We start from the raw sequence: 23,250 nt of genomic DNA, 5'->3' as shown, positions 1-23,250 counted from the left end.
CTTTTTTACAATATAAAATATTATGTTAAATAAGTTGGTCGATGATATTTTTTAAAGAAAAATCATAATAACTTTTAACTTGTGGTAATTCGCTTAAGTTATTGCAACCATAGATCGCTAAAAGTCCAGCAAGTTCTTCTTTCCAAGCATGAATTTCATTAAAAAGACCATCTTCGCCATTTTCCATGTATTCTTGTAAAAATTTATTAGCTACTCCGACATATTTTCCGCCTAAGACAAGTCCTTTAAGTACATCTAGTGGATTACGCACACCACCAGAAACAATAAATTCTAGGCCTGCTTTTTGAGCTATACGAGCAGTTACCACAGTAGGAAGCCCTAAGTCTTCTAAATAAGAAACATCTCGATTATTTCTTCCATTTTCAATTTCAGCAAAATTCGTTCCGCCACTCCCAGCAACATCTATTAGAGTAATATTTTCACTTTTGAGAAGTTGTATAGCAGAAGCATCGATTCCAAAACCTACTTCTTTCACTATAATTGGAACAGTTATCCCTTGTCGAAGTTCACGAATATTATTGATCCATTTAAAATTTCGATCACCTTCAGGCATTGAAATTTCTTGAACTGCATTTATATGGATTTGTAAGGCATCTGCTTGAAGCTCATTAATAATAGTTTGAGCATTTTTTAGAGGAGTTAATGGATTAATATTTGCAATTAATACTCCATTGGGGTTTTCCTCACGTGCAATATAAAAGCTATCTAGTTGTTCATGCTCGCTTACTAAGATACTAGCAGAGCCAAGTGCTAAAGCGATGTTCTCTTTAGCTGCAACTTTTCCTAATACTTGGTTAACTTTATAAGATTTTTTTGAACCACCAGTCATTGCATTTATAAAAAATGGAGCAGAAACAACTTTGTTAAACATTTTAGTTTTAATTGAATCTATATTTACCACGCTTTCAGGAAGAGCTGGGCGTACTAAATGCATCTGATCAAAACTGTTTTTCTTTTTTTCATCAAAAAACATCTGAGCTAATGTCAGATGTTCTTCTTTTCTCTCAGATCTAATTGACATAAATTACCTTTTGTTAATTAATAAAAAGTTATCTGGTGAACATGTAAATTTAATGGAAGGATACCATTATTTTTCCATTCTTTTTCTAAGGCATCCCCATCAGTATGCTCATTCATAATCACAATTCCGCAATCACCATTTCCTGCACCAGAAGTCTTAGAAGCTCCTCCAAACTTTTCAGCAATATTAATTAATTTGGATAGGCGAGGAATCTCAATAGCGATTTGATTAATTTTCGCAAAGTGTTGCAAAAGACCTCTATTTATGCGAATTTGTTTTTGAATTGTATTAATATCATTATTTTCAAAACCAGCTATCATTTTTAATACACATTCACGTGAATTAATGAGAAACTTTCGATATTCATCATTTAAAAATTTCTTATTCGCATTAGTTTCATCGACTAATCGTGAAGTAGAAGCTGGTTGCTGACTCCAACCAATTAAGAGTTTCATTCCAACTGGTGGAATAAGAAGCTGAACCTTTAAACCAGGCCATGCCTCACTGACCACTTCAGATAAGGATTTAGTAGCTAGTTCTTGTTTTAACCAATTTTTATCAAATGTTTGATAAGCTAGCCAACCACCATAAACACTAGCAGCAATATCACCAGCACTACCATTTCCTTGAACTGAGTAATGAGAAATAGCAGATAGCTTATAAATCAACTCATTATCGAGTTCTACGCCATAAAAACGTAAAATAGCTTTCACAACAGCAACAGTAACAGCAGCACTGGAGCCTAAACCGTATTTTTTACCATCTGCTGAATCAAGATCAGAATTAACATGTAAATCATAAACATTCATAGGAATATTTTGTTCAATACAATATTGTTCTGTATAGGAAATAGCAGACAAAATATATTCAAATGGATTGTCTCTGTTGTCAATTACCATCTTGGAGCCTTGACGCACCCAATGGATAGAATCCTGGGAATATTGCTTAGAGTGGATAAGACCTGTACCTGTTTTATTTTCAGTGATTGAAACACGTACAAATTGATCCACTGCAACCAAAATTGCAGGACAATCTTGTTCTAAAACTGCATATTCTCCGGCGATATATAATTTCCCGGGGGCTTTTTCTGTTATCAAAAGATTTTAACCCTCTAATCTAATTAAGTTTTAAATACAATAATTAATCCAAATATGAAACTCCTGGACCAAAACTTGCATCGATTATAGTAACATTATTAAAAGAAGACTCAAAGCGTTGTTTGATATCTTTTACATTTCTTAACTGACATAGAACCTTCACATTAGGACCTGCGTCAATAGTGTAGTAGCATTCAATTCCTTGAGTTCGCATATTTTCAACAAGTTTAATTGCTTTGATAGTATCTGGTTCAAAATAAGTGAAAGGAGGTTGAGCCGACAAATTAACGGCATGCATTTCACTAGCATTTAATTCAGCTAAACTTCCTAACTTAGTAAAATCTTCATCCTTAATTGCCTGAATCATCTCATTTAATTCAGAATCGTTTTTTTGAATCCAAGTTTCAAAAAATGAAGAAGTTTGAGCAAGTTCCATCCCCTTAGTAGAAGAGATAGATTTTTGATTTTTATTCAATTCAATTGCCAATAAATGAAGGTCCATCTTTGGTTTTTCATCTAAACTATAGGCAAAAGAAGAATTGTCATCGCCCTTTTGCCAAATAGCAAAACCACCGTAAATTGAGCGGCTAGCAGAACCTGACCCCATACGAGCTAAGCGTGAAAGTTCTTTTTTGTCAACATTAATATTATAATAAGCACAAAATGCGCTTGCAAGTGCAGCAAATGCAGAACTAGAAGAAGCAAGTCCAGCAGCGGTTGGAACATGATTAATTGAAGAAACAGTGAAGTTATCGGTAATGTCATATTTTTTCTTAAGCATTTCTAAATATGAAAAAACACGTTTACTAGCATTAGAAGTTTGTTTTTCATTATTTAAATAGAAAGAGTTTTCCTCAGCTGCTTCAATAGAAGTATCAGTATAAAATTTATCAAGTGTCATTGACAGACTTGACATAAGAGGTAAACGCAATTTAGGGTCTTTTTTACCCCAATATTTAATCAAAGCAATATTAGTATGAGCACGAGCTGTTTTTTTCATTAAATTTCCTCAATCCAGTATCCATCAATTAATTCAGAGCTTTGTGCAGCAATTTTTTCAGCGATCTCTTGATTATCACAAAGAGCAAGCACAATACCACCTAAGCCGCCACCAGAAAGCTTAAAACCAAGAGCACCATTTTTAAGAGCAATATTTTGTAACTGGTTTATTCGTTCAGTAGCTAAACCAAAACTTGCAAGAATTTCTTCGGCTTCAGTAAAGTATTGACCAATAGATTTTCTATCGTGATTATGCCAAGATGCAATTGTTGCATCTGCTAAATTCCCTAAACGCTCAATCTTTTTATTTGCATCGACATTGGTTTCAAGTTGTTTCCTAACCATACCTACAGCTTCTTTAGTATTACCAAGTTCACCTGTATCCATAATAAGGAGGGTAGCATTTAATTTTTCCTCAAGTTTTTTAGGACCGTCTTCTTTATTAAAAAGCACTAGATAATCAGAATTGACAGTTGCTGCATCAAGACCAGAAGCTTTACCATGATTGATCATTTCAGCATGGTTAGTAATTTCCATAATTTTTGCTTCAGGTAAGTTTAATTGATAAAATTTATCCATTGCTCGAACTGTTGCTAAAGCTACAGTTGCACTTGAGCCAAATCCTCTTTCCATAGGAATTTCTCCAGTATAGGTAACTTTAACAGGAGCAGAAGAATTAGCCAATTCCATCATAGTTTTAACTACATATTTAATTCCATCATAGTCACTAGGCGCTTCAAAAAACGGACCATGATATTTTGCAGTATCCATCCAAGTTTCGTTGGATTTTTCTACATCAGCTTTGATATGTAGGGCAGTAATTGGCATAGCCAATGCATTCATTCCATAAACTACAGAGTGTTCCCCAATCAATATAACTTTTCCATGAGCTAAGAAACTCGACTTCATATTTTAACCATCCTTAAATGAGATTTAAAATTTAGAAAGGCACTCTTATGCTAAAATTAAAAACACAAGGAGCCAAGAACTAATGATTAAATTTATAACTGGTCGACAAACCGACCCATTACAAGAAAAAATTCTGGAAAAAGCTGTAGAAAACTACAAAAAACATCCAGAATCCGAAACTTTCATCATCGTTCCAAATCATATTAAGTTTACCACAGAAGTTAAAGCAATTAACAAACTTGCTATTTCAAATAAAAAATCTGAAGCTTCTGTTAAGAATTTACAGGTATTATCATTTTCACGTTTGGCATGGTTTTTCTTAAAAGAAGCAGAAGAAGGATTGCCAACTCAGCTTGATGATGCTGCAAGTGCAATGCTTTTAGAAAAAATCATAAACAATAAACGTGAGGAATTAGACCTTTTTAAAAATGTTAATATCAATACTGGATTAGTTAAACAAATTTATCAAAGTGTTTTACAAATTCATGATGGGAATTTAGACTTAGATGAAATTGATGAAAGTAATCTAGATTTAGAAACAAAAAGCAAAATTCATGATTTAAAAATTATTTATACTGCATTCTTAGAAGAGATTGCAGGTAAATTTTCTACTAAAAATGAAATTGCATTTCAATTAAATGAATTATTAGCTAATAAAAAAGAAGAACTTAGGGATAAAAGTTTTTATTTTACGGATTTTTCACATTTTTCATTGCAAGAAAGTCTAACAATCAAATTACTGATGAAATATGCAAAGAATGTAACAATTGCTTTTAAAACAAAAAATGGTGAGATAAATCCTAACTCGGAAGCTGGAGAGTATGATTATGTCATTCAAAAGACTATCAGTCGTTTGATCCATTATCTTCAAACCGAAAATATTGAGTATTCTATTGAATCTGAAGAAGTCAATTTCAATCCTTCTAAGCGAGAAATCTTGAATGGAGTATGGACACAAACTCTCCCTAGAACAGAAGAATTAAATCAAGTTCGATTAGTCAAAGCTGACTCTAGATATGCAGAAGCTTATTTTGTTGCGCATACAATTTATCAACAAGTTGCCCTCAGCAATTATCGTTATCAAGACTTTTTGATTTTAGCACCTAACTTGCATGAATATGAAACTTATTTAACCCCAATTTTGCGGCAAAATAATATTCCATTTTTTAACGATCTGCAGCAAGAAATGAAATATCACCCCGTAGTTGTATTAATTGAAAATTTAGCAAGTCTACTAGAGCATCCCTATAATACACAAAACTTAATCACTATCTTAAAGACACGTCTTTTAATTCCAGACTGGTATCCAAATGAACAAGCTTACCTTCATGATGTAGATGAATTAGAGAACTTTGTTTTAGCTCATGGTATTAATCATCAGCTATGGAAAAAGCCTTTTACGGATTTTATTGAAGCAGAGACTATCAAATTGGATAAAATGCCTGATGAAATCGCAAATATTGATAAGTTGCGACAATTTCTCATCGAAATAATTGATAAGATGTTTCAAAAAATCAATACTGAAACAAATAGTCAAAAAGCTATTACTATTTTCTTTAATTTTTTAATCAAAAATGGAGTATCAAAAAGACTAGAAAATTGGCGTGAAATTGCACAAGAATCTGGTGACTTGCAGCAAGCTCAACAGCCAGAGCAAGTCTGGGATTTATTAATCACTCTGTTAAAGGATTACTTGCTAATTAATCCAGATGAATTTCAAAGTAAGAACTTTTTCGATATGTTGATTAGTGGTTTTAGAGAAGCAAGCTTTTCTCAAATCCCATCAACTTTAGATGCAGTAAACATCTCTGAAATGGGAATGGTTCAAGCAGGTGATTATAAACAAGTTTTTATAATTGGAGCAACTAGTGGAAACTTGCCAGCTATTAAAAAAGATCCTAGCTTTTTAAGTACAGAAAACTTATCCGAATTAGCACAAGTTTTTGGTGATGATTCCTATATTGAAGATTCGCAGCAACTAAATAATTTAGATCAAAATTATCAGTTTGGAATGGCTTTGGCTTTAGCCCAAGATCACATTTATCTGTCATATCCCGTATTAAATGCATCAAATGAACAATTAGATCCCTCTCTTTATTATGAAAATTTAAAAAATTACGGTGCTCCAGAAATGTGGCAGCATGATTTACCAAAGAGTATCCAAAATACCTTATCATTTTTAACTAATGCCCAAGCAAGTCTAGGTTACTTAGGCTATTTAGAAGCCACTAATAATTCAAAAGTTCTTACCGATTTATTAGAGCTAACTAAAGAAAAAATCCCAGAAAAAACTAAGGCTGTTTTAAAAGCAACGGAGTTTGACAACACTCCCCAAAATATTGATAGTAAACTAGCACAAGAATTATATGGACAAAATTTAAATGCTTCTGTATCGCAATTAGAAACATTTTATCAAAATTCATATGAATACTTTTTAAATTATGGACTAAAACTTCGCAGACGCTCTGAAAATGAATTTGATGTTATTCAAGCCGGAAACTATTTCCATGAAACTTTTGATAGGCTAGTAAAAGAACTAAAGCAAAAGCATCTTAACCTAGCTAATATTGATAATATTGAGTTAGAAAAACTTCTTTATGAAGCTCGCGAAACCATGAAAAATGAAGGCAGATATAAGCAATTAATGAGTGATCCATTTAATAAGTATCTTTTTAAATGCTTAGATCATACTACCTCTAAAGTAGCACGTAATTGGCATCGTGCAGTCAAAAAGACTCCTTTGCAAGCTAAGTATTCCGAATTAAGTTTTGGTTTAGGAGAAAAAGTTAAGGGCTTAAATTTTGAAATACCTAATCTTACAGGGAGTCACTATGTAAACTTACGAGGAAAAATGGACCGTGTAGATTTGGCAGCAATTAATGACAGTGAAGTGCTAGCACAAGTAATTGACTATAAATCCTCAAAAAAGGATTTTGATCTAGGAATGTTTTATAATGGCTTATCCTTACAAATGGTGTCATATCTAGATGTTTTAGCTAAAAATAATAAATTCTTTGCAAATAACGATGAATTAAAGTTATTGGGTGCTTTTTATCAAACTATTACTAGACAAGTAGAAAAGTTAAATGGAACTAGTTTAATCAGCAAAAAATTAACTCTCAATGAAAAATACCTAGATACTAATAATAAGTTGACTTATCGTGGACTTATTAATAATGATCCTGATTTATTATTAGAAGCAGATCCATTACTAGAAAAAGACGATTCAAGTATTTACTATGGGGTCAAACCTGCAAAAAATAAGCTTAAATTACCAAGTGCTAACTTCAATCAAGAAGAAATTGACCTGCTTTTAGCTTATGATGAGTACCTTATTAAGCAGGCATCTAACAAAATTCTGTCTGGAAATATAGAACTAAATCCGTTCCGTAAGGATAATACTCATAATGCTCTAACCTATTCTGATTATCGTGATATTTTCTTCTTTGATGCCATGCTTAAGGAAAATCAATACCACGATATCTCCACTTTAAAGAAAAACGAATTAATGACTAAAATTAGAGAAATTTTAAATCAAGAAGGAGAGGAAAACTAGTGCCTTTTACTAAAGAACAAGAACAAGCCATTAAAGAAGAAGGCAAGGACATTCTAGTTTCTGCTTCTGCTGGTAGTGGTAAAACAACTGTCCTAACCCAACGTGTATTAAAAGAAATAATGAGTGGCAGAAATGTTGATGAGTTGCTGATAGTTACTTTTACTAAAGCTGCGGCTGAGGAAATGAAGAAACGAATCAAATCTGAATTAATAACTCATTTGAAAGATGATTTGTCTTCTAAGCAAAGAAATCATTTACGTACACAACTTAATAATATTGATACTGCTAATATTTCTACTATTGATGCCTTTTGTTTAGAAGTGATCCATAGATTTTACTATGCAATCAATCTTGATCCCAGCTTCAGCGTTTTAACAGATGATACACAAGCTGCTTTATTAAAAGAGCAAGCACTTCATGAAGTTGAAAGTCAAAAGCTAGAAAACAATGATACGGACTTTTTAGCATTTTATGATAATTTTGCTGGTGATAGAGATGCAGAAAGCGCCAGAGACTTACTTTTAGATTTATATAACTTTGCCATGGCTAAGCCAAAGTATCGTACTTGGCTTAAAAGTTTAGCTAATGAATATAAGATTGAAGATAAGTTAGTTTTATCTGATTTATGGCAACAAAAAATAAAACCTTATTTATTAGATATTGCTACTAATATTCAAGCTGAATTAAAAACTATTACTACTACATCCCAATTCGAAACAACAGAATTGGAAAAATTGCGAGTACAGTTTTTAAAATTTGAACAAAATCTGTCAAACTTTATAGAAGTTGTGAACAATGATGCTTCTTATAATACTCAACGTGACATGATAAGACACTGTCTTTTTGACGGTACCTTGCGAATAAGCAAAAAATGGGATGAGGATATTCAAGATGTATATAATGAAGCCAAAGAGGTTCGCTCTAATATCCAAAGTCAAATTTACGATATATTTACTTCATTTTTTGTTACAGATGAAAAAGAACAACTTGAAGTAATTCGTACTTCTCAAAAGATAGTATCTGCTATTATTGATTCGGAACTTGCGCTAATTGATAGATTTTCGGAACTTAAAAGGGACCAAAATCTGCTTGACTATGGTGATATAGAACAAATGGCTTATACAATTTTGAGTCAAGATACATCTAATTCACAATTAGCTCGTGATTTTTATCAAAATAAATTTAAAGAAATTTTGGTTGATGAATATCAAGACATAAATCCCTTGCAAGAAAATATTATTCAGCTTTTAAAACAAGAAGGAAAAAACAATCTCTTTATGGTAGGGGATGTTAAACAATCAATTTATGGTTTCCGTCAAGCTGAGCCAAGCTTATTTTTAAAAAAATATCATGAGTTTGGAAAAGATAATAATAAATATGAGCGGATTTTACTTTCAGATAATTTTCGTTCAACTGAACCAGTTACTAAAGTAGTAAATACGTTCTTTAATCAAATTCTTACACCAAATTTTGGAGGAATCGATTATCAAAAAGAAGGACAACTAATTTTTGGGGCAAAATATTATCCCAAGCATTTAAATAAAGCGACAGAAGTCATCTATCATAAAAAAAGTAAAGATGACAAAGACTTTTCTGAAATACAAATGGTAATTGATCGTATCAAACAATTTGAAAAAGAGAACTTGCAAATCTACGATGCAAAATTAGGTCATACTAGAAAGTTTACCTATAGTGATATTGCCATTTTAACTAGAAGTAGATCACATAATTTAGAAATTATGCAAGAATTTGGTAAAGCTAATATTTCTTTATTTGTGACAGATGCGGAAAATTATTTTCAAACTTTCGAATTAACTGTGATTATGAACTACTTGAAAATAATTGATAATCCAGATCAAGATATTCCATTAGTAACTGTTTTAAGGTCACCTTTGTTCAATTTTAGCGAAACTGAATTTGCTAAAATTAGAATCAAAAGTAAAAATAATAGTTTTTATAATGCATTAACTAGTTATGTGTCTAAAAATGACGAGTTGTCTAAAAAAATCAAAAACTTTTTAAATCAATTGGAAGAATTGCGAGATTTTTCTGCAACGCATCGGATTTCTGATTTGATTTGGAGTATTTATGCAAAAACTAATCTATTAGAAATTATGACAGCTCTTCCAAATGGGGAACAGCGGCGAGTTAATTTAGAAGCTTTATATGAAAGAGCTACTTCTTATGAAAGCGCAGGATTCAAGGGGCTATATCAATTCATTAACTTTATTGAACGTATTCGTCGAAGCCAAAAAGATTTAAGTCAGCCGCTTTTGACTAAAGAAGCTGGAAATTCAATTAAATTAATGACTATACATGGTTCAAAGGGGCTAGAATTTCCAATTGTATTTTATTTAGGAATTGAGAAAAAATATCAAATGAGTGACTTGCGTGGAAATTATGTAATTAATCCTAATGAGCTAGGGATTACTTTGCGTAAATCACAGTATCGTATTGATTCATTAATTAAATCGTATGGAAATATTGAGAAAAAACGTCAATTGTTAGAAGAAGAAGCAAGAATCTTTTATGTTGCTTTAACTAGAGCCAAGCAAAAGCTAATACTAATTGGTGATATTGCTAGTTTTGATAAAAAATTAAGCAATTGGCAAAAACAAAATCCTAAAGCACTTTTACATAAATTAAATGCTAATAGTCCTCTTGATTTTATTGGACCAAGTTTAAAACTTGACCGACAAATTAGCCAAAATATGGCAGACATTAGCAGTGCAATTGATGAAAATAAAGAAGTCTTATTTATTGATTATAGTGCGCAAGAACTTAGTGAAAATACTTCACAAGAAGAAGCAACTGAAAATAGTCAGGATTCTGCTTTATTAATAGAAACAGCACGCAAGCTTTATGATTTTGATTATCCTTTTAAAGATGCTAGTCAAACTACAGCATATCAAGCTGTTTCTGAAATTAAAAAAGCTTTTAACGATCCTCTTGAAACAGATTTGGAAAATTCACGTCTTATTTCATCTACTAATCGATATTTGCAACCAATTGACACTAAGCCAAATTTCTTATTTGAAACAAGTTTTACAGGAGCAGAGATTGGTACGGCAACTCACTTAATCTTGCAATATTATGATTATAAAAATAATGATGAAAAACAACTTGAAAAAGAACTCGAAGAATTAGTTTTAAGAAAAAAACTAAATCCTGAAATTATCTCAAGTATTAAAAAAGACCAAATAGAGTGGTTTGTTCATAGTGATTTTGCCAAAAAGTTTTGGAAGAAACCTGAAAATTTAAAAAGAGAAGTTGATTTTTCAAGTTTAATTTCAGCAAGTAAATTATTTGGTGATTTTAGTGATAAAAATGCCAAAATTTTAGTTCATGGTACAATTGACGGTTACTTTATAGATGAAGATGGTATTATTTTATTTGATTATAAAACCGATTATGTAGATAAGAATCATTTAAATGAGGCCATTACTAATATTAAGCAAAAGTACACTGGTCAACTTCGACTTTATGAGCAAGCGCTAAATGGCTTCAGCGACAAAAAAGTCAAGGGAAAATATTTGATTTTGCTTGACGCTAAACAGGTAATTGAAGTTAAATAAACTTAATAAGTGAAAGGTGGTGAAATTATGGAAAACATATTCGCAAATGATACCTTTGCCGTAGTAGACCTTGAAACTACGGGGACACAAAGAGAACATGATAATCATATTATTCAGTTTGGTTGTGCAATTATTAAAGATATGAAAATAGTCAAAACTTATTCTTTTATGATTAATCCACATCGAGAAATTCCGCAATCAGTTCAAAATTTAACGGGAATCAGTAACGATGATGTGAAAGATGCCAAGGATTTTGATTATTATGCTCCTAAAATCATCGATATCTTAAAAAATACAATTTTTGTAGCTCATAATGTTAATTTTGACTTACCTTTCTTAAACTATGAATTAATGCAGCATGGTTATGAAGCCTTAACTAATAAGGCAGTTGATACAGTTGAATTAGCCAAAATTGCTTTTCCAACTTTACCATCATATAAGCTAAGCGATTTAACTAACAGACTAGATATTCAGCATCTAAATCCTCATAAAGCTGATTCAGATGCTTATGGTACAGCAGTTTTATTACTTGATATTATTAATAGTTTGATTAGTTTGCCTCAAGCTACTCTGAATACCTTAGGTTCTTTATCTCACGGATTAGTTCGGGATACATCATGGATCATTAATAAAATTGCTGATAGTTTAAGACAAACTAAGCGACCACTTGGTAAAGCATATATGCAAGTACGTAATATTATTTTGCAAAAACAAAACCATTCTTTGACAAGTCATGGACAAGGGTATAAATTTCCTAAAGATGATAATCTTAAAAAGAAGCTTTTCAAGGATAAATTGCATTATCGTAAACCTCAAATTGATTTAATTAACCATATTCATCAATTTTTAAATCAGCCAAGTGAAAAAGCAATGGTAGTAGAAGCACCTAATGGAACTGGAAAAACTTTTTCTTATCTGTTTAGTTATGCTTATCAGCTTTATTCTGGAAGAAAACTAGTAATTGCGGCACCTACTAAGGTATTGCAAGATCAAATTCTTAAACAAGAAATTCCACAAATGCTGAAAATCACTAACTTAGATTTAACAGCAGAAGTAGTTAAGGCGAGCAGCCACTATTTAGACTTAGATGGGTTTGTTCAAAGTTTATTCCAAGGAACACCTAATAAACCTACTTTGATTTTACAAATGCAGATTTTGGTTTGGTTAACTAAAACTAAAACTGGTGACTTGGACGAGTTAGAATTAACTAATTATAAAGAGCCGCTATTTGCACAAATCCAACATCCAGGAGATGCTAGAGTAGGGAGCAGATTTGCGGAAGTTGATTTTTGGAATTTAGCACGACAAAAACAAGAACAAGCAGATATTTTAGTTACTAACCACTCTTACTTAGCTAACCATTATATGGACACTATTTGGGGACAAAATCCATATTTGGTAATCGACGAAGCTCATAGATTTACCGATAATGTAATCATTTCTAGAAATGATGCTATGCGTTTTGAGTCATTATGGGGAGTGTTGAGTCATTTAAGAAATCTATTGTATTTTGGTGATGACTGCATTAAAAATCAATATAATGATGATGTCCAACTTAATTTTTTGCTTAAAAATCTTGATCCTGAAATTCTAGAATTGATTCAAGCTATCAATGAATTGCAAAAATCGCTCTATAAGCATAAAGATATGGCAATTAATAAATCTTTGTTGGCTAATGGTACATTGCAGCTAAGTTTTGAAGCAAGCAAGCTATTTCCTCAAAGAGAACAATTCTTACAAAGATTAGAAAAGTTCTGCAAAAAATTAGAAAAAGTACGTCAAGATACTAATCAAATTTTATTTCATTTGTATCGTGAACAAGATACTTCAGGAGCAGGGAATGATGCTGTGCTTGGAGATATTACGGATCAAATTGATAAATTAGATTATTATACTGAAAAAAGCTACCAATTATCAGACTTAGTATCTGATCCATTGAGTATGGAACAAGAGGGCTTTGTATTAATGGTTACTAACCCTGAAGATCCGCTCAGTACTAACTTAGAATGGATGATGCTTGATGTATCACAAGAGTTAAAGCAAATTTATAGTCGTTTTGATCATATTTTGTTTGTTAGTGCAACTTTTACAAGCTCTGATAACTTTGAATTTGCGACAAAGCAATTAGCAATTACTGATTTTCATCCCGTTTTATATGTGGGTAAAAGTACGTTTGACTTTAATAAACACTTAGAAGTGTTAGCAGTGACCGGGATGCCAGATCCTGCAAGTGAAGAATTTGATGAAAAGGTTGAACAAATTTTAACTGACGATTTAAAAACTAAAAATCATGTTTTAGTTTTAATGACAAACCTTGATCGAATTAGGGATGTATATGTTAGAATCGTAAATAAGCCTGAACTGAAGGACTTTGAAATCTTAGCACAAGGCTTATCGGGTTCTAATAATCGAATTGCTAAAAGATTCGGTATTGCTAAAAAAGCAATTATTTTAGGAGCTGATAGTTTTTGGGAAGGCATCGACTTTCACGAATGCGGCGTTGATACGGTAATTGTTACTAAACTGCCTTTTGAATCTCCTAGTCAACCAGAAGTTAAGTTACGGCAAAAGCATTTAATGAATTTAGGTATTAATGTTTTTAAAGCTGATACCTTACCACGAGCAATAATTCGCTTTAAACAAGGGATGGGACGATTGATTCGTGGAGAAGAAGACCATGGACAGTTTGTGATTTTAGACTCAAGATTATGGACAAAAGATTATGGTAAAGGTTTTTTAAATGCTCTTCCAGTAAAACCAGAAAAAGTAAATCTAAAGGAATTACATAAAAAATTAGAAAATTATGATCAGAGACGACACAAGACAAACCATTAAATTCGTAGTATGGACATTTGTACTTGTTATTGCTTTTTATATTGCAAGTATATTTGTTTTTTATAGAGCGGGGTCCCAATCTCGTGATAACGATAAAAGGGTTGCGCAGCTAGCAAGTCAGAAAACACCAATTACAAATATCCAGTCTTACTATCATTTAGATAGAGGAGTAAGTAGCTATTCTATTCAAGGAAGTAGTAAAAAAGGACAGAATTATTACTTTATTTATTTACCTAAAACTAAAAAAGCCTACTTATTGTCTGCTAAAAAAGGTGTTAATGAAAATAAAATCCAAAGTGAATTTAAGAGATTGCATCCAGAACAAAATATTTCTGAAGTTAATTTAGGATGGTATAAAGGAGAAGCTGTTTGGGAAGTAGCTTCTCAAAATAAAAATAAAGAGTATAGTTACACTTTATATGAATTTAAATCAGGAAATGAAATATCAGAAGTCGCCAATCTTTAAAAACTTTGGTATGATAGATAAAGTATATTGATGAAGGTGGAGAGAAAAATTATGACAGAATTAATCTCAATTAAAGATTCTTCCAAACATGTCGATGAAGAAGTAAAAATGCATGTTTGGTTAACAGACAAGCGTTCAAGCGGAAAAATCATTTTCTTGCAATTACGTGATGGTACTGCATTCTTCCAAGGTGTTGTTCGCAAAAATGATGTTTCAGAAGAAGTATTTCAGACAGCGAAATCTTTGCACCAAGAAGCAAGTTTCTACCTTACAGGTACTGTTCACAAAGATGAACGTTCAAAATTTGGTTATGAAATCCAAATTAAAGACATCAAAGTAGTAACTAATAATGGTAACTACCCAATTGGTAATAAGGAACACGGTATTGATTTCCTTTTAGATCACCGTCACTTGTGGTTAAGAAGTCGCCGTCCATTTGCTATTATGCAAATTAGAAACCAAGCATTTAAGGGTATTGTTGACTTCTTTGAACAAGAAGGCTTCATCAAGTTTGATGCACCTATTTTAATGCAATCAGCTCCAGAAGGTACTACTGAATTATTCCATATTGATTACTTTGACCATGATGCATATCTTTCACAATCTGGTCAATTATACGGTGAAGTTGGTGCTGCTGCCTTTGGCAAGATCTTTACTTTTGGTCCAACATTTAGAGCAGAAGAATCAAAGACTCGTCGTCACTTGACTGAATTCTGGATGATGGAGCCAGAAATGGCATGGATGCATCAAGATGAGTCATTAGACATTCAAGAAAGATTGCTTCAATTCGTAACTAAGCGAATTTTGGACAACTGTGAATATGAATTGCGTCTTTTAGATCGTGATCCAGAAAAGCTTCGTCCAACAACTGAGGGTAATTTCCCACGTCTTTCATATGATGATGCAGTTAAGATGCTTCAAGATGCTGGTCGTGACTTTAAGTGGGGCGATGACTTTGGTGCTCCAGATGAAGCTTACATTTCTGAACAATTTGATCGTCCAGTATTTATTATGAACTACCCAACTAGCATCAAGCCATTCTACATGAAGAAGAACCCTGACAATCCTAAGGAATATCTTTGTGCTGATGTTTTGGCTCCTGAAGGTTATGGTGAAATTATTGGTGGTAGTGAACGTGAAAGTGACTACGACACATTAAAAGCCCAAATTGAAGAAGCCGGCTTAAATGAAAAAGACTACGAATGGTACCTTGATCTTCGTAGATATGGTTCAGTTCCTCACTCTGGATTTGGTATTGGTTTTGAAAGATACCTTGGTTGGATTTGCAAGTTAGATCACATCCGTGAAGCAATTCCATTCCCAAGAATGATTAACCGTTTGGAACCTTAATTAGTTTTTTTAAATAATAAAAAAGTTGGACTTTTAATAGTTCAACTTTTTTAATTTAGAAAGGATAAAAATTCTTGGAATATAATAGTTATCGTGCACTTGGTTTTACTACACTTCAAAATGGACTAATTGCATATTATTCACAGTTAGGACTTTCTGATATTCAACTCATTTTGATTATTCAGTTAGAAGCCTTTAATCAACGCGGAGAGCATTTTCCTTCCAATGAAAAAATCGCGGCTAATACAAACCTAACAACTAATGATGTTGCAAATCTTATCCAACAAATGATTGATCAAGGATTGCTATCAATTGAACAAACTACTGATTCTAAAGGAAGAATTGGTAATCGTTATAACTTGAATCCACTATATGAAAAGTTGGATAATTATCTCGATGAGCATATTCTAATTAAGAATAATCAAAATAATCAAACTATTGAAGTAACTGATAGTTTAGAGAATAATCCAATCAATATGTTGGCTAGACAATTTGAAGTTGAATTTGGACGCTACTTAAGTCCAATTGAGCGACAAGAGTTGTCAGCATGGCTAACAGTAGACCATTATTCTCCAGAAATTATTAAGATGGCTCTGCGTGAAGCTGTATTATCACAAGTTTATAGTTTAAAATATGTCGACAGAATCTTATTAAATTGGCAACGACATAATTTAAAAACTGTGTATGAAGTTAAACAATTTTTGCAAAGGAATCGATAATGGCAAAAGAAGAATTATTAAGTGACGATGAAGCAAGAGATGTTTTAAATAAAATTGATAGTTTATATCCAGAGGCAAAAGGAGAACTTCAATGGGATAACAAATTTCATTTGTTATGTGCAGTACTGATGAGCGCTCAAACAACAGATAAAATGGTTAATCGGGTAATGCCTAAGTTCATTGAAGATTTTCCAACACCAAAAGATTTAGCTAATGCATCAATTGAGGATATTGAAGCAGATATTAAAAAAATTGGCTTATATCATTCAAAAGCTAAACACTTAAAAGAATCTGCTCAGATTATAGTTGATAAATTTAATAGTCAAATTCCGAATGATAAAAAACTATTGATGACTCTTCCTGGAGTTGGTGAAAAAACTGCAAATGTAGTGTTAGCAGAAGGATTTGGCAGACCTGCAATTGCTGTTGATACACATGTTTCTCGAATTTCTAAAAAATTTAAAATTGTTGATGAAAAAGCGACTCCTCATGAAGTTGAGCAACGATTAGAAGAACTTCTTCCAAAAGAAAAATGGATTCATACTCATCATGCAATGATATTGTTTGGTCGTTATACTATGCCATCAAGGGCTAAGGGAGATCCATATTCATATTTACCAAAATAAAGTTAATCATGTTATGGGTTAGTATATATTTTACTGAAAATATACTGGAGAAAGCTCGGGATTTCAATCCCGAGATGAATCCAGCAATCTAAGTGACAAGTTTTGTTTTAAAAAATCTACAATTTTAAGATTTTGTTCGCTTTTTCCTCCTATTCTGTTTTGGTATAATTTAAGAATAATATCAAGAAAGGAGGCACAAAAATGCTTGCTGGAATCAAGTTAAGACTATATCCAAATAAAAAACAACAAGGACAATTATTTCAAATGTTTGGTAATGACCGTTTTATTTGGAACCAGATGCTTGCCATGATGAATGAGCGTTACAAGAATAATCATCATTTGCCATTTTTAGGTAAATATAAGCTAGATATTTTGTTAAAACCTTTAAAACATCAATATAGCTTTCTAAAAAACAGTGATTCTTCTAGTCTTCAAATAGTTAATGCTAATTTGAATCAGGCTTGGAAAAATTTCTTTGACAAGTCAATCCGTGCAAGAAAGCCAAAATTTCATTCAAGAAAGTCAACTAAGAACTCTTATACTGGCAAGTCAACTGTTCGTGTTATTGGCAGGCGATATTTGAAATTGCCTAAACTTGGCTATATTAAGACTAGCAAAACTGGACTTTTGAAAGATGCCAAGATCAAGCGATATACAGTAAGCTTAGAACCAACTGGAAAGTACTACATTTCTTTTCAAGTAGAAGTTGAAAAGAAAGAGCTACCTAAGACTAACAAAGAAGTTGGGATTGATATTGGATTGGCTGATTTAGCCATTCTTTCAAATGGTATCAAGTATGATACTTTTGATGGTTCTTATTTTGACAAAAAAGCTACTGAATGGCAGAAGAAATTTTCAAGAAGACGCCATTTAGCTCAAAGACTAGTCTTGCAAGATAAGAATAAGAAAGTTCTTAATCCCAGAAATCTAGAAAGCTTTTCTAATTGGCAGAAAGCCAAAATAGTAAAAGCAAGATACCAAAATAAAGTCAAAAATCAGCGCAAGGATTATCTCCATAAAGTTACGACTGAACTAGTCAAAAACTATGATGTGATTGCAATTGAAGACCTGAAAGCCAAAAATCTTCAAAAGAATCACCATTTGGCTAAATCTATTAGTAATGCGAGTTGGAGAATGTTTAGAATGATGCTTGAATACAAGTGCGAATGGTATGGCAAAAAGTTAATCATTGTCAATCCCAAGAACACTTCAAGAATCTGTTCAAATTGCGGATTCAATAGTGGTGAGAAGCCACTGAATATTCGTGAATGGACTTGCCAAAAATGTAAAGTCCATCATGATCGAGATATTAATGCGGCAGTTAATATCCTAAATAAAGCAAAGCTAACTGGTTAGGGACTAGCCAAGGTAAATAGGCAGGTTCTGTGAGTTAGGTATGAGACCTTCTGGACATCAGAAGCTAATTCTCTGTAAGAACCTAAACACTACCTGCTGTTCCCAGAAACTCGGGAATTTATTCCCGATGTAGTTCATTTGGCATTTATTAATTGAAAGTTGTTATAATATAAAGAAATAAGACAAAAGAGGAAAAATTATGAAACTAAATAAAAAGATTTCTGCCGTTGCACTTTCAGCAACATTATTAATCAGCCCTATTGCGTTAAGCGGTTTGCAAATTGCAACAACAAATACGGTCCAAGCAGCTGAATCTTTAAAAGGAAAAGTAACTTTAACATCAAGTTATAATAGTCCTATTATTTACGATAAAAATGGTGAAGCGCTTGATCATCAGCCACAAAATTTTAACTTTAAAAAAGCTTATAACTATTATGGTCAAATAATTACTAATGGTCCTAGAATTTATGCAGATGCTTTTATAAATGGTGAGCCTCAAGTAATTATTAATGGAGAAGAATATGTTGACTTGGGAGATGGTGGCTATGTCCTTGCTAAGAATGTTGGTTCTTATAGTTGGAAAACTGGCGTTCTTACTTTAATCAAGGATTCTTATATTTATAACAAAAATGGTAAGAAATTATCAACTTATCGTGGACAAAAAGCTTTCTATAAAGCTCGTTCAAGTGTAAAATATACTGGAAAATTATACACTTACCATCCAAACTCATTCATCAACATTGGAAATGGTCAATATATTAGTAGCAATATCATTAATACTATGGATGGGAAAGGTGTTTTAAAGCTAAACACTAACTCTGCTATCTATAATAAGGCTGGAAAACGAATTACTTTTAATGGTAAGAGAACTTTAGCTAAATATAGCTTAATTAACTATGCAGGGAAATGATGATTACTATTATTACAGTGGAAACAAAAAATACAGCATCCCTACCATTAAAATCCACGGTCAAAATTACTATTCATTAGGTAATGGGGCTTACATTAAATCTATCAACGTTGATTCAATTAACGGTCATGCACTTTTCCGTGATGGTGGTTCTACAACAGTAACACCACGTAGTGACATCTTCATCTATAATAATGATCTTCAGAAAACTAAAAAGTTTGTAAAACAAGGTCAAAAAATCAAGGTTGATAAAACTGAAGTAACAGGTCGAGGAGATTCTGCCCAACGTTGGTTTAAAATAGCAGGTACTAAAGGAAGCAACGCTCAATGGCTCCTTTGGGGCGATGATAGTGAGTATGGCTATGGCAATGATACATTTGCTGGTAACTTATTTGTGAGAACTAGAATTGAAGATTAACATAAAAAGCAGAACACGAAGTTCTGCTTTTTTGCTAGAATAAACTTAACAAATATTGATTTTTAAAGAAGATGTAAAAATGAAGAAAAAGTTACTATTATCATCCTTACTCTTATCTAGTACTATATGGCTTGCCAGTAAGTATTTTTTTAAGTATGCTATGACAGCTTTTAATAAAAAGCCAGATTCAAAAGTAATCTCCGGCAAAGATCCACTCTATTCAGAAAAAATTTGGTATAAAAACTTTAAAAAACAAAAGTGGACTTTTACAGTTGAACCTAAGATAAAGCTATTTGCTAACTATGTAGATCACCATTCTGATAAAACCGCTATCTTGCTTCACGGCTTCATGAGCGATGGAGATAGTATGGGAGCCTTCAGTAAAATGTTCTATGATATGGGATATAACGTATTGATTCCGGATGCTCGAGCTCATGGTCGAAGTCAAGGTAAGTATATTGGTTATGGCTGGCGAGAAAAAGAAGATATTCTGAAATGGATTAAGTCAGTTATTATTAAAAATGGTCAAAATCAAAAAATTGTTATTATGGGGCAAAGCATGGGTGGAGCCACAGCAATGATGGTTAGTGGAATGAAATTACCTAAGCAGGTTAAGTGCTTTATTGAAGATTGTGGCTATTCAACTGTTAAAGAAGAAGTAACTTATCAAGCTCAACAAACAGTAGGTTTACCCAGTCCTTTATGCAAACCACTAGTTGAAGGGGTTAGTGTAATTAACAAAAGACGAAATAAATTTTTCTTAGAAGAAGCTTCAAGTATTAAGCAACTTAAGAAAAATACTCGACCAATTTTCTTTATTCATGGAAAGCGTGATCACGTTGTCCCAACTAAGATGGTTTATGAAAAACTATAAAGCAACTAACGCTCCCAAAAAATTATGGGTAACACAACTTGCAAGTCATGCACAATCTTATCCGATGTATAAAAAAGAATACGAAGAAAAAGTTAGAATGTTTTTGCAAAAATATGTGAGGTAGTTACTATGAGTCTTAAAGATGAATGGCAGGATACTAAGCGTGTCTTTAAACAGTATAAAAATGACTGGAAAAAAGAATCCGCTCAAAAGTTGCCAGCTAGTAAAAAGAAAATTATTATTTGGTTATTTTCTGTTTTAGCTATGGGTATTGTAGTTCTACCATGGCTTAACCTAAAATATATTGCTTATCTTTTAGATGCCGCAATTGCCTTTCTTCTAATAGATGATGGTAACCCTTTAGCATATGTCTTTGGCAGGAGGGGAGTTAGTCGATTAATTTCTTTTATTCTAAGTTTTTTAATTGGCTTAATAATTGTAATTATTGCTGGAATTTATGTTTTCATAATTCCGGATGCGTTTAGATAGGGCTCAGTATGAATGGTGTCAATGGGCAACTAACACTCATTAGCTAATTTACAGCATTTAAAAAATATGCTTTAATCATAACAATACATTTTTAGGAGGGATGTCTTATGTCAAAATTCTTGCTTGATTATGATAAAGACCAACACTCTGTCCTTGAACCTACACATGAAAAGCTGCCATATCATTTCCATAAGAAACTTCTCTATGCATTCGTAGAAAAGAAGGATATTGATGAATTTTTGAAAAAGTATCCTCATCAATCCATCGGTGAATTTTTAACTATCTCTTTTAATCCAACTATCTATGAAGTGGAAGTTAATGAACAAAAGTTTACTTTGTGTCAAGCACCTCTTGGAGCACCAGCTGCAGTACAGCTTCTTGATTGGCTAATTGGGTATGGTGTTAAGCAAGTTTTAGCAGTTGGTAGTGCTGGAGCAATTAGCGACTTACCTGAAAACAAGCTGTTTCTAGTTAAAAGAGCTTTGCGCGATGAAGGTACGTCTTTGCATTATTTACCAGCATCAAACTTCATTGATCTTGAAACAAACTGGCATAATATTGTTCGGGCAACATTAACTAAGCTAAAACTAGATGCTGAAGATGTTACAACTTGGACTACCGATGGCTTTTTTAGAGAGACTAAGAAAAAGGTTATAACTGCTAAATCATTAGGATGCGAATTAGTAGAAATGGAGTGCTCTGCAATGGCTAGTTGTTGTAAATTCCGCGGTGTTGATTTCAGCCAGATTTTATTTACTGCTGACAGCTTAGCTGATATAGAAAATTATGACGAACGAAATTGGGGCAATGATTCCCATAGTATAAGTTTAGAAATTGGAAGCATGATATTAGGTGAAATTGAATAACTAAAAAAGCTGCTATTTTGAATAGTAGCTTTTTTAGTGCGAAAATTATTCCGGCCAAAATAATTCATCTAATGTCTTATCTAATGCCTGACAAATGTTAATACATAAGTTAATGGTTGGATTGTAATTTCCTTTTTCAATTGCAGAAATTGTCTGTCTGGTTACCCCAACTTCTTTAGCCAGCTCTTCTTGAGACAAATCTTTAGCAGCACGAGCTGCTTTCATTTTCAAGTTTTTCATTAAGCATCATCTCTTTTACTGCGATAGTTAACATATAAGATTGCAATTCCCATAATAATCAAATACACTGCTAACATACCAAATGTCACAATACTAGTGAAGTCCTGATTAAGACTCGTAATGCAAAAATATGCTTCCATAAGTCCGCAAACAATTAAAAGAAAACCGTTACCAGTCATGTGCTTTTCTTTCATTCTAAAATAAGCTTGGTTGATAACATCATAAATGCTAGCTACAAAACATCCACAATATAAAGGAATAATGCTGAATAAATAATTAGAAAACTTGATGTTAAACATCTCTAAGTACATCATAAGTACTGCTACAATCGTTATTGTGAAAAAGCCATATTTGTAACCACGATTACGAATTGCTTCTTGACGTTCATCGTAGTTACCTTTCTTTTTTTGTGACCACATCATAGCAATGAGTGTAATGACACATATGGTAATAAAAATGATTGTTAATTCCATTTTTGTTCCTCCATTGAATCCTTTTTTTGTTTGATTTAGTTATAATAATATAATATTTATTACTTTTTGTAAAATATATTTTACATAAAATTGTAAAAATTGATAAAAAACAATAAAAACACCGAGTAGTTTAAAATTACTTGGTGTTTTTGTTAATTTATTTAATTGTACCGATATATTTAGGAATTAATGATAGTTTATTATTAGTAGGAACAGTTAATAAACAATCTTATACTATAAGTTCTTGTTAAAGGGCGTTATTTTTAGATAAAACTTCTCCTTCTTCTTTAGAAAGATTATTAATTCCCTTTCTTAACTTGGTGATAGTTGCCTTAGGAATATTAAAAACACTCAAAAAATCATAAATAAAAGTATTTTTATCATTTTTTTCTATTATTTTAGAAATTTTATCTTCAATATTAATAATAGCCATTTATTATTCCTCAAATC

At 32.2% G+C, this 23,250-nt stretch carries 18 protein-coding genes and 2 pseudogenes; 13 read left to right on the top strand and 7 right to left on the bottom strand.

Annotation, left to right across the window (positions count from 1 at the left end):
* Positions 1–25: 25 nt before the first annotated feature.
* The 4 genes from fni to mvk are packed head-to-tail and all read right to left on the bottom strand — an operon-like array spanning position 26 to position 4,047.
* Positions 26–1,042 (bottom strand): type 2 isopentenyl-diphosphate Delta-isomerase, encoded by a 1,017-nt coding sequence (gene fni, locus FOD82_RS04585; RefSeq protein ID WP_144355307.1) that lies wholly within the window; start codon positions 1,040–1,042, stop codon positions 26–28.
* A 17-nt stretch (positions 1,043–1,059) separates the two neighbouring features.
* Positions 1,060–2,139, bottom strand: coding sequence for a phosphomevalonate kinase (locus FOD82_RS04580; RefSeq protein ID WP_144355306.1), 1,080 nt, complete (start codon positions 2,137–2,139; stop codon positions 1,060–1,062).
* Between the two features lie 43 nt (positions 2,140–2,182).
* A complete protein-coding gene (mvaD, locus tag FOD82_RS04575; protein ID WP_144355305.1) occupies positions 2,183–3,139 on the bottom strand; it encodes a diphosphomevalonate decarboxylase in 957 nt (318 codons plus the stop codon).
* Positions 3,139–4,047, bottom strand: coding sequence for a mevalonate kinase (gene mvk / locus FOD82_RS04570; protein ID WP_144355304.1), 909 nt, complete (start codon positions 4,045–4,047; stop codon positions 3,139–3,141). Before mvk ends, mvaD begins: the two co-directional genes overlap by 1 nt.
* 82 nt (positions 4,048–4,129) lie before the next feature.
* Here mvk and FOD82_RS04565 point away from each other — a divergent pair, with 82 nt between their 5' ends.
* The 13 genes and pseudogenes from FOD82_RS04565 (at position 4,130) to FOD82_RS04505 (ending at position 22,087) form a co-directional block, all read left to right on the top strand.
* Positions 4,130–7,603 carry a PD-(D/E)XK nuclease family protein gene (locus tag FOD82_RS04565; RefSeq protein WP_144355303.1) on the top strand — a complete coding sequence of 1,158 codons (3,474 nt, stop codon included), beginning with the start codon at positions 4,130–4,132 and terminating at the stop codon, positions 7,601–7,603.
* Complete coding sequence (addA, locus tag FOD82_RS04560; RefSeq protein ID WP_144355302.1) at positions 7,603–11,178, top strand: helicase-exonuclease AddAB subunit AddA; 3,576 nt, start codon at positions 7,603–7,605, stop codon at positions 11,176–11,178. Before FOD82_RS04565 ends, addA begins: the two co-directional genes overlap by 1 nt.
* A 27-nt stretch (positions 11,179–11,205) precedes the next feature.
* Entirely contained in the window at positions 11,206–14,013 is a 2,808-nt protein-coding gene (locus tag FOD82_RS04555; protein ID WP_144355301.1) for a helicase C-terminal domain-containing protein, read from the top strand.
* On the top strand, positions 13,982–14,479 hold the full coding sequence (locus FOD82_RS04550; protein ID WP_144355300.1) for a hypothetical protein: 498 nt from the start codon (positions 13,982–13,984) through the stop codon (positions 14,477–14,479). The genes FOD82_RS04555 and FOD82_RS04550 overlap by 32 nt, the downstream gene beginning before the upstream one ends.
* 51 nt (positions 14,480–14,530) lie before the next feature.
* Positions 14,531–15,829: an asparagine--tRNA ligase gene (gene asnS, locus FOD82_RS04545; RefSeq protein ID WP_144355299.1), complete on the top strand. Its 1,299-nt coding sequence runs from the start codon at positions 14,531–14,533 to the stop codon at positions 15,827–15,829.
* 74 nt (positions 15,830–15,903) lie between these two features.
* A complete protein-coding gene (locus FOD82_RS04540; protein ID WP_144355298.1) occupies positions 15,904–16,548 on the top strand; it encodes a DnaD domain protein in 645 nt (214 codons plus the stop codon).
* Complete coding sequence (gene nth, locus FOD82_RS04535) at positions 16,548–17,174, top strand: endonuclease III (protein WP_144355297.1); 627 nt, start codon at positions 16,548–16,550, stop codon at positions 17,172–17,174. The genes FOD82_RS04540 and nth overlap by 1 nt, the downstream gene beginning before the upstream one ends.
* A gap of 201 nt (positions 17,175–17,375) precedes the next feature.
* A complete protein-coding gene (locus FOD82_RS04530) occupies positions 17,376–18,530 on the top strand; it encodes an RNA-guided endonuclease TnpB family protein (RefSeq protein WP_144355296.1) in 1,155 nt (384 codons plus the stop codon).
* 199 nt (positions 18,531–18,729) lie between these two features.
* Positions 18,730–19,440 (top strand): SLAP domain-containing protein, encoded by a 711-nt coding sequence (locus FOD82_RS04525; protein WP_144355295.1) that lies wholly within the window; start codon positions 18,730–18,732, stop codon positions 19,438–19,440.
* Positions 19,427–19,858: a hypothetical protein gene (locus FOD82_RS04520; RefSeq protein ID WP_144355294.1), complete on the top strand. Its 432-nt coding sequence runs from the start codon at positions 19,427–19,429 to the stop codon at positions 19,856–19,858. Before FOD82_RS04525 ends, FOD82_RS04520 begins: the two co-directional genes overlap by 14 nt.
* 79 nt (positions 19,859–19,937) lie before the next feature.
* Positions 19,938–20,856 (top strand): annotated as a pseudogene (locus FOD82_RS04515) (alpha/beta hydrolase).
* Positions 20,857–20,861: 5 nt separating this feature from the next.
* Positions 20,862–21,221: a hypothetical protein gene (locus FOD82_RS04510; protein ID WP_144355293.1), complete on the top strand. Its 360-nt coding sequence runs from the start codon at positions 20,862–20,864 to the stop codon at positions 21,219–21,221.
* 107 nt (positions 21,222–21,328) lie between these two features.
* The gene (locus FOD82_RS04505; protein WP_144355292.1) at positions 21,329–22,087 is read left to right on the top strand and encodes a nucleoside phosphorylase; all 759 of its coding nucleotides are present in this window, start codon (positions 21,329–21,331) and stop codon (positions 22,085–22,087) included.
* A gap of 45 nt (positions 22,088–22,132) precedes the next feature.
* Here FOD82_RS04505 and FOD82_RS04500 read toward each other — a convergent pair whose 3' ends face one another.
* The 3 genes and pseudogenes from FOD82_RS04500 to FOD82_RS04490 form a co-directional block, all read right to left on the bottom strand.
* Positions 22,133–22,327, bottom strand: coding sequence for a helix-turn-helix transcriptional regulator (locus FOD82_RS04500; RefSeq protein ID WP_144355291.1), 195 nt, complete (start codon positions 22,325–22,327; stop codon positions 22,133–22,135).
* Positions 22,327–22,800, bottom strand: a complete 474-nt coding sequence (locus FOD82_RS04495) for a DUF6442 family protein (protein WP_144355290.1) — start codon at positions 22,798–22,800, stop codon at positions 22,327–22,329. The genes FOD82_RS04500 and FOD82_RS04495 overlap by 1 nt, the downstream gene beginning before the upstream one ends.
* Positions 22,801–23,059: 259 nt before the next feature.
* Positions 23,060–23,233: pseudogene (locus FOD82_RS04490) on the bottom strand (type II restriction endonuclease subunit M); the annotation flags it as partial.
* Between the last annotated feature and the right edge of the window lie 17 nt (positions 23,234–23,250).

Source organism: Lactobacillus sp. LL6 (assembly GCF_007570935.1).
In the GTDB taxonomy this organism is placed as follows: Bacteria; Bacillota; Bacilli; order Lactobacillales; family Lactobacillaceae; genus Lactobacillus.
This window is presented reverse-complemented; position numbering and strand designations above follow the sequence as displayed.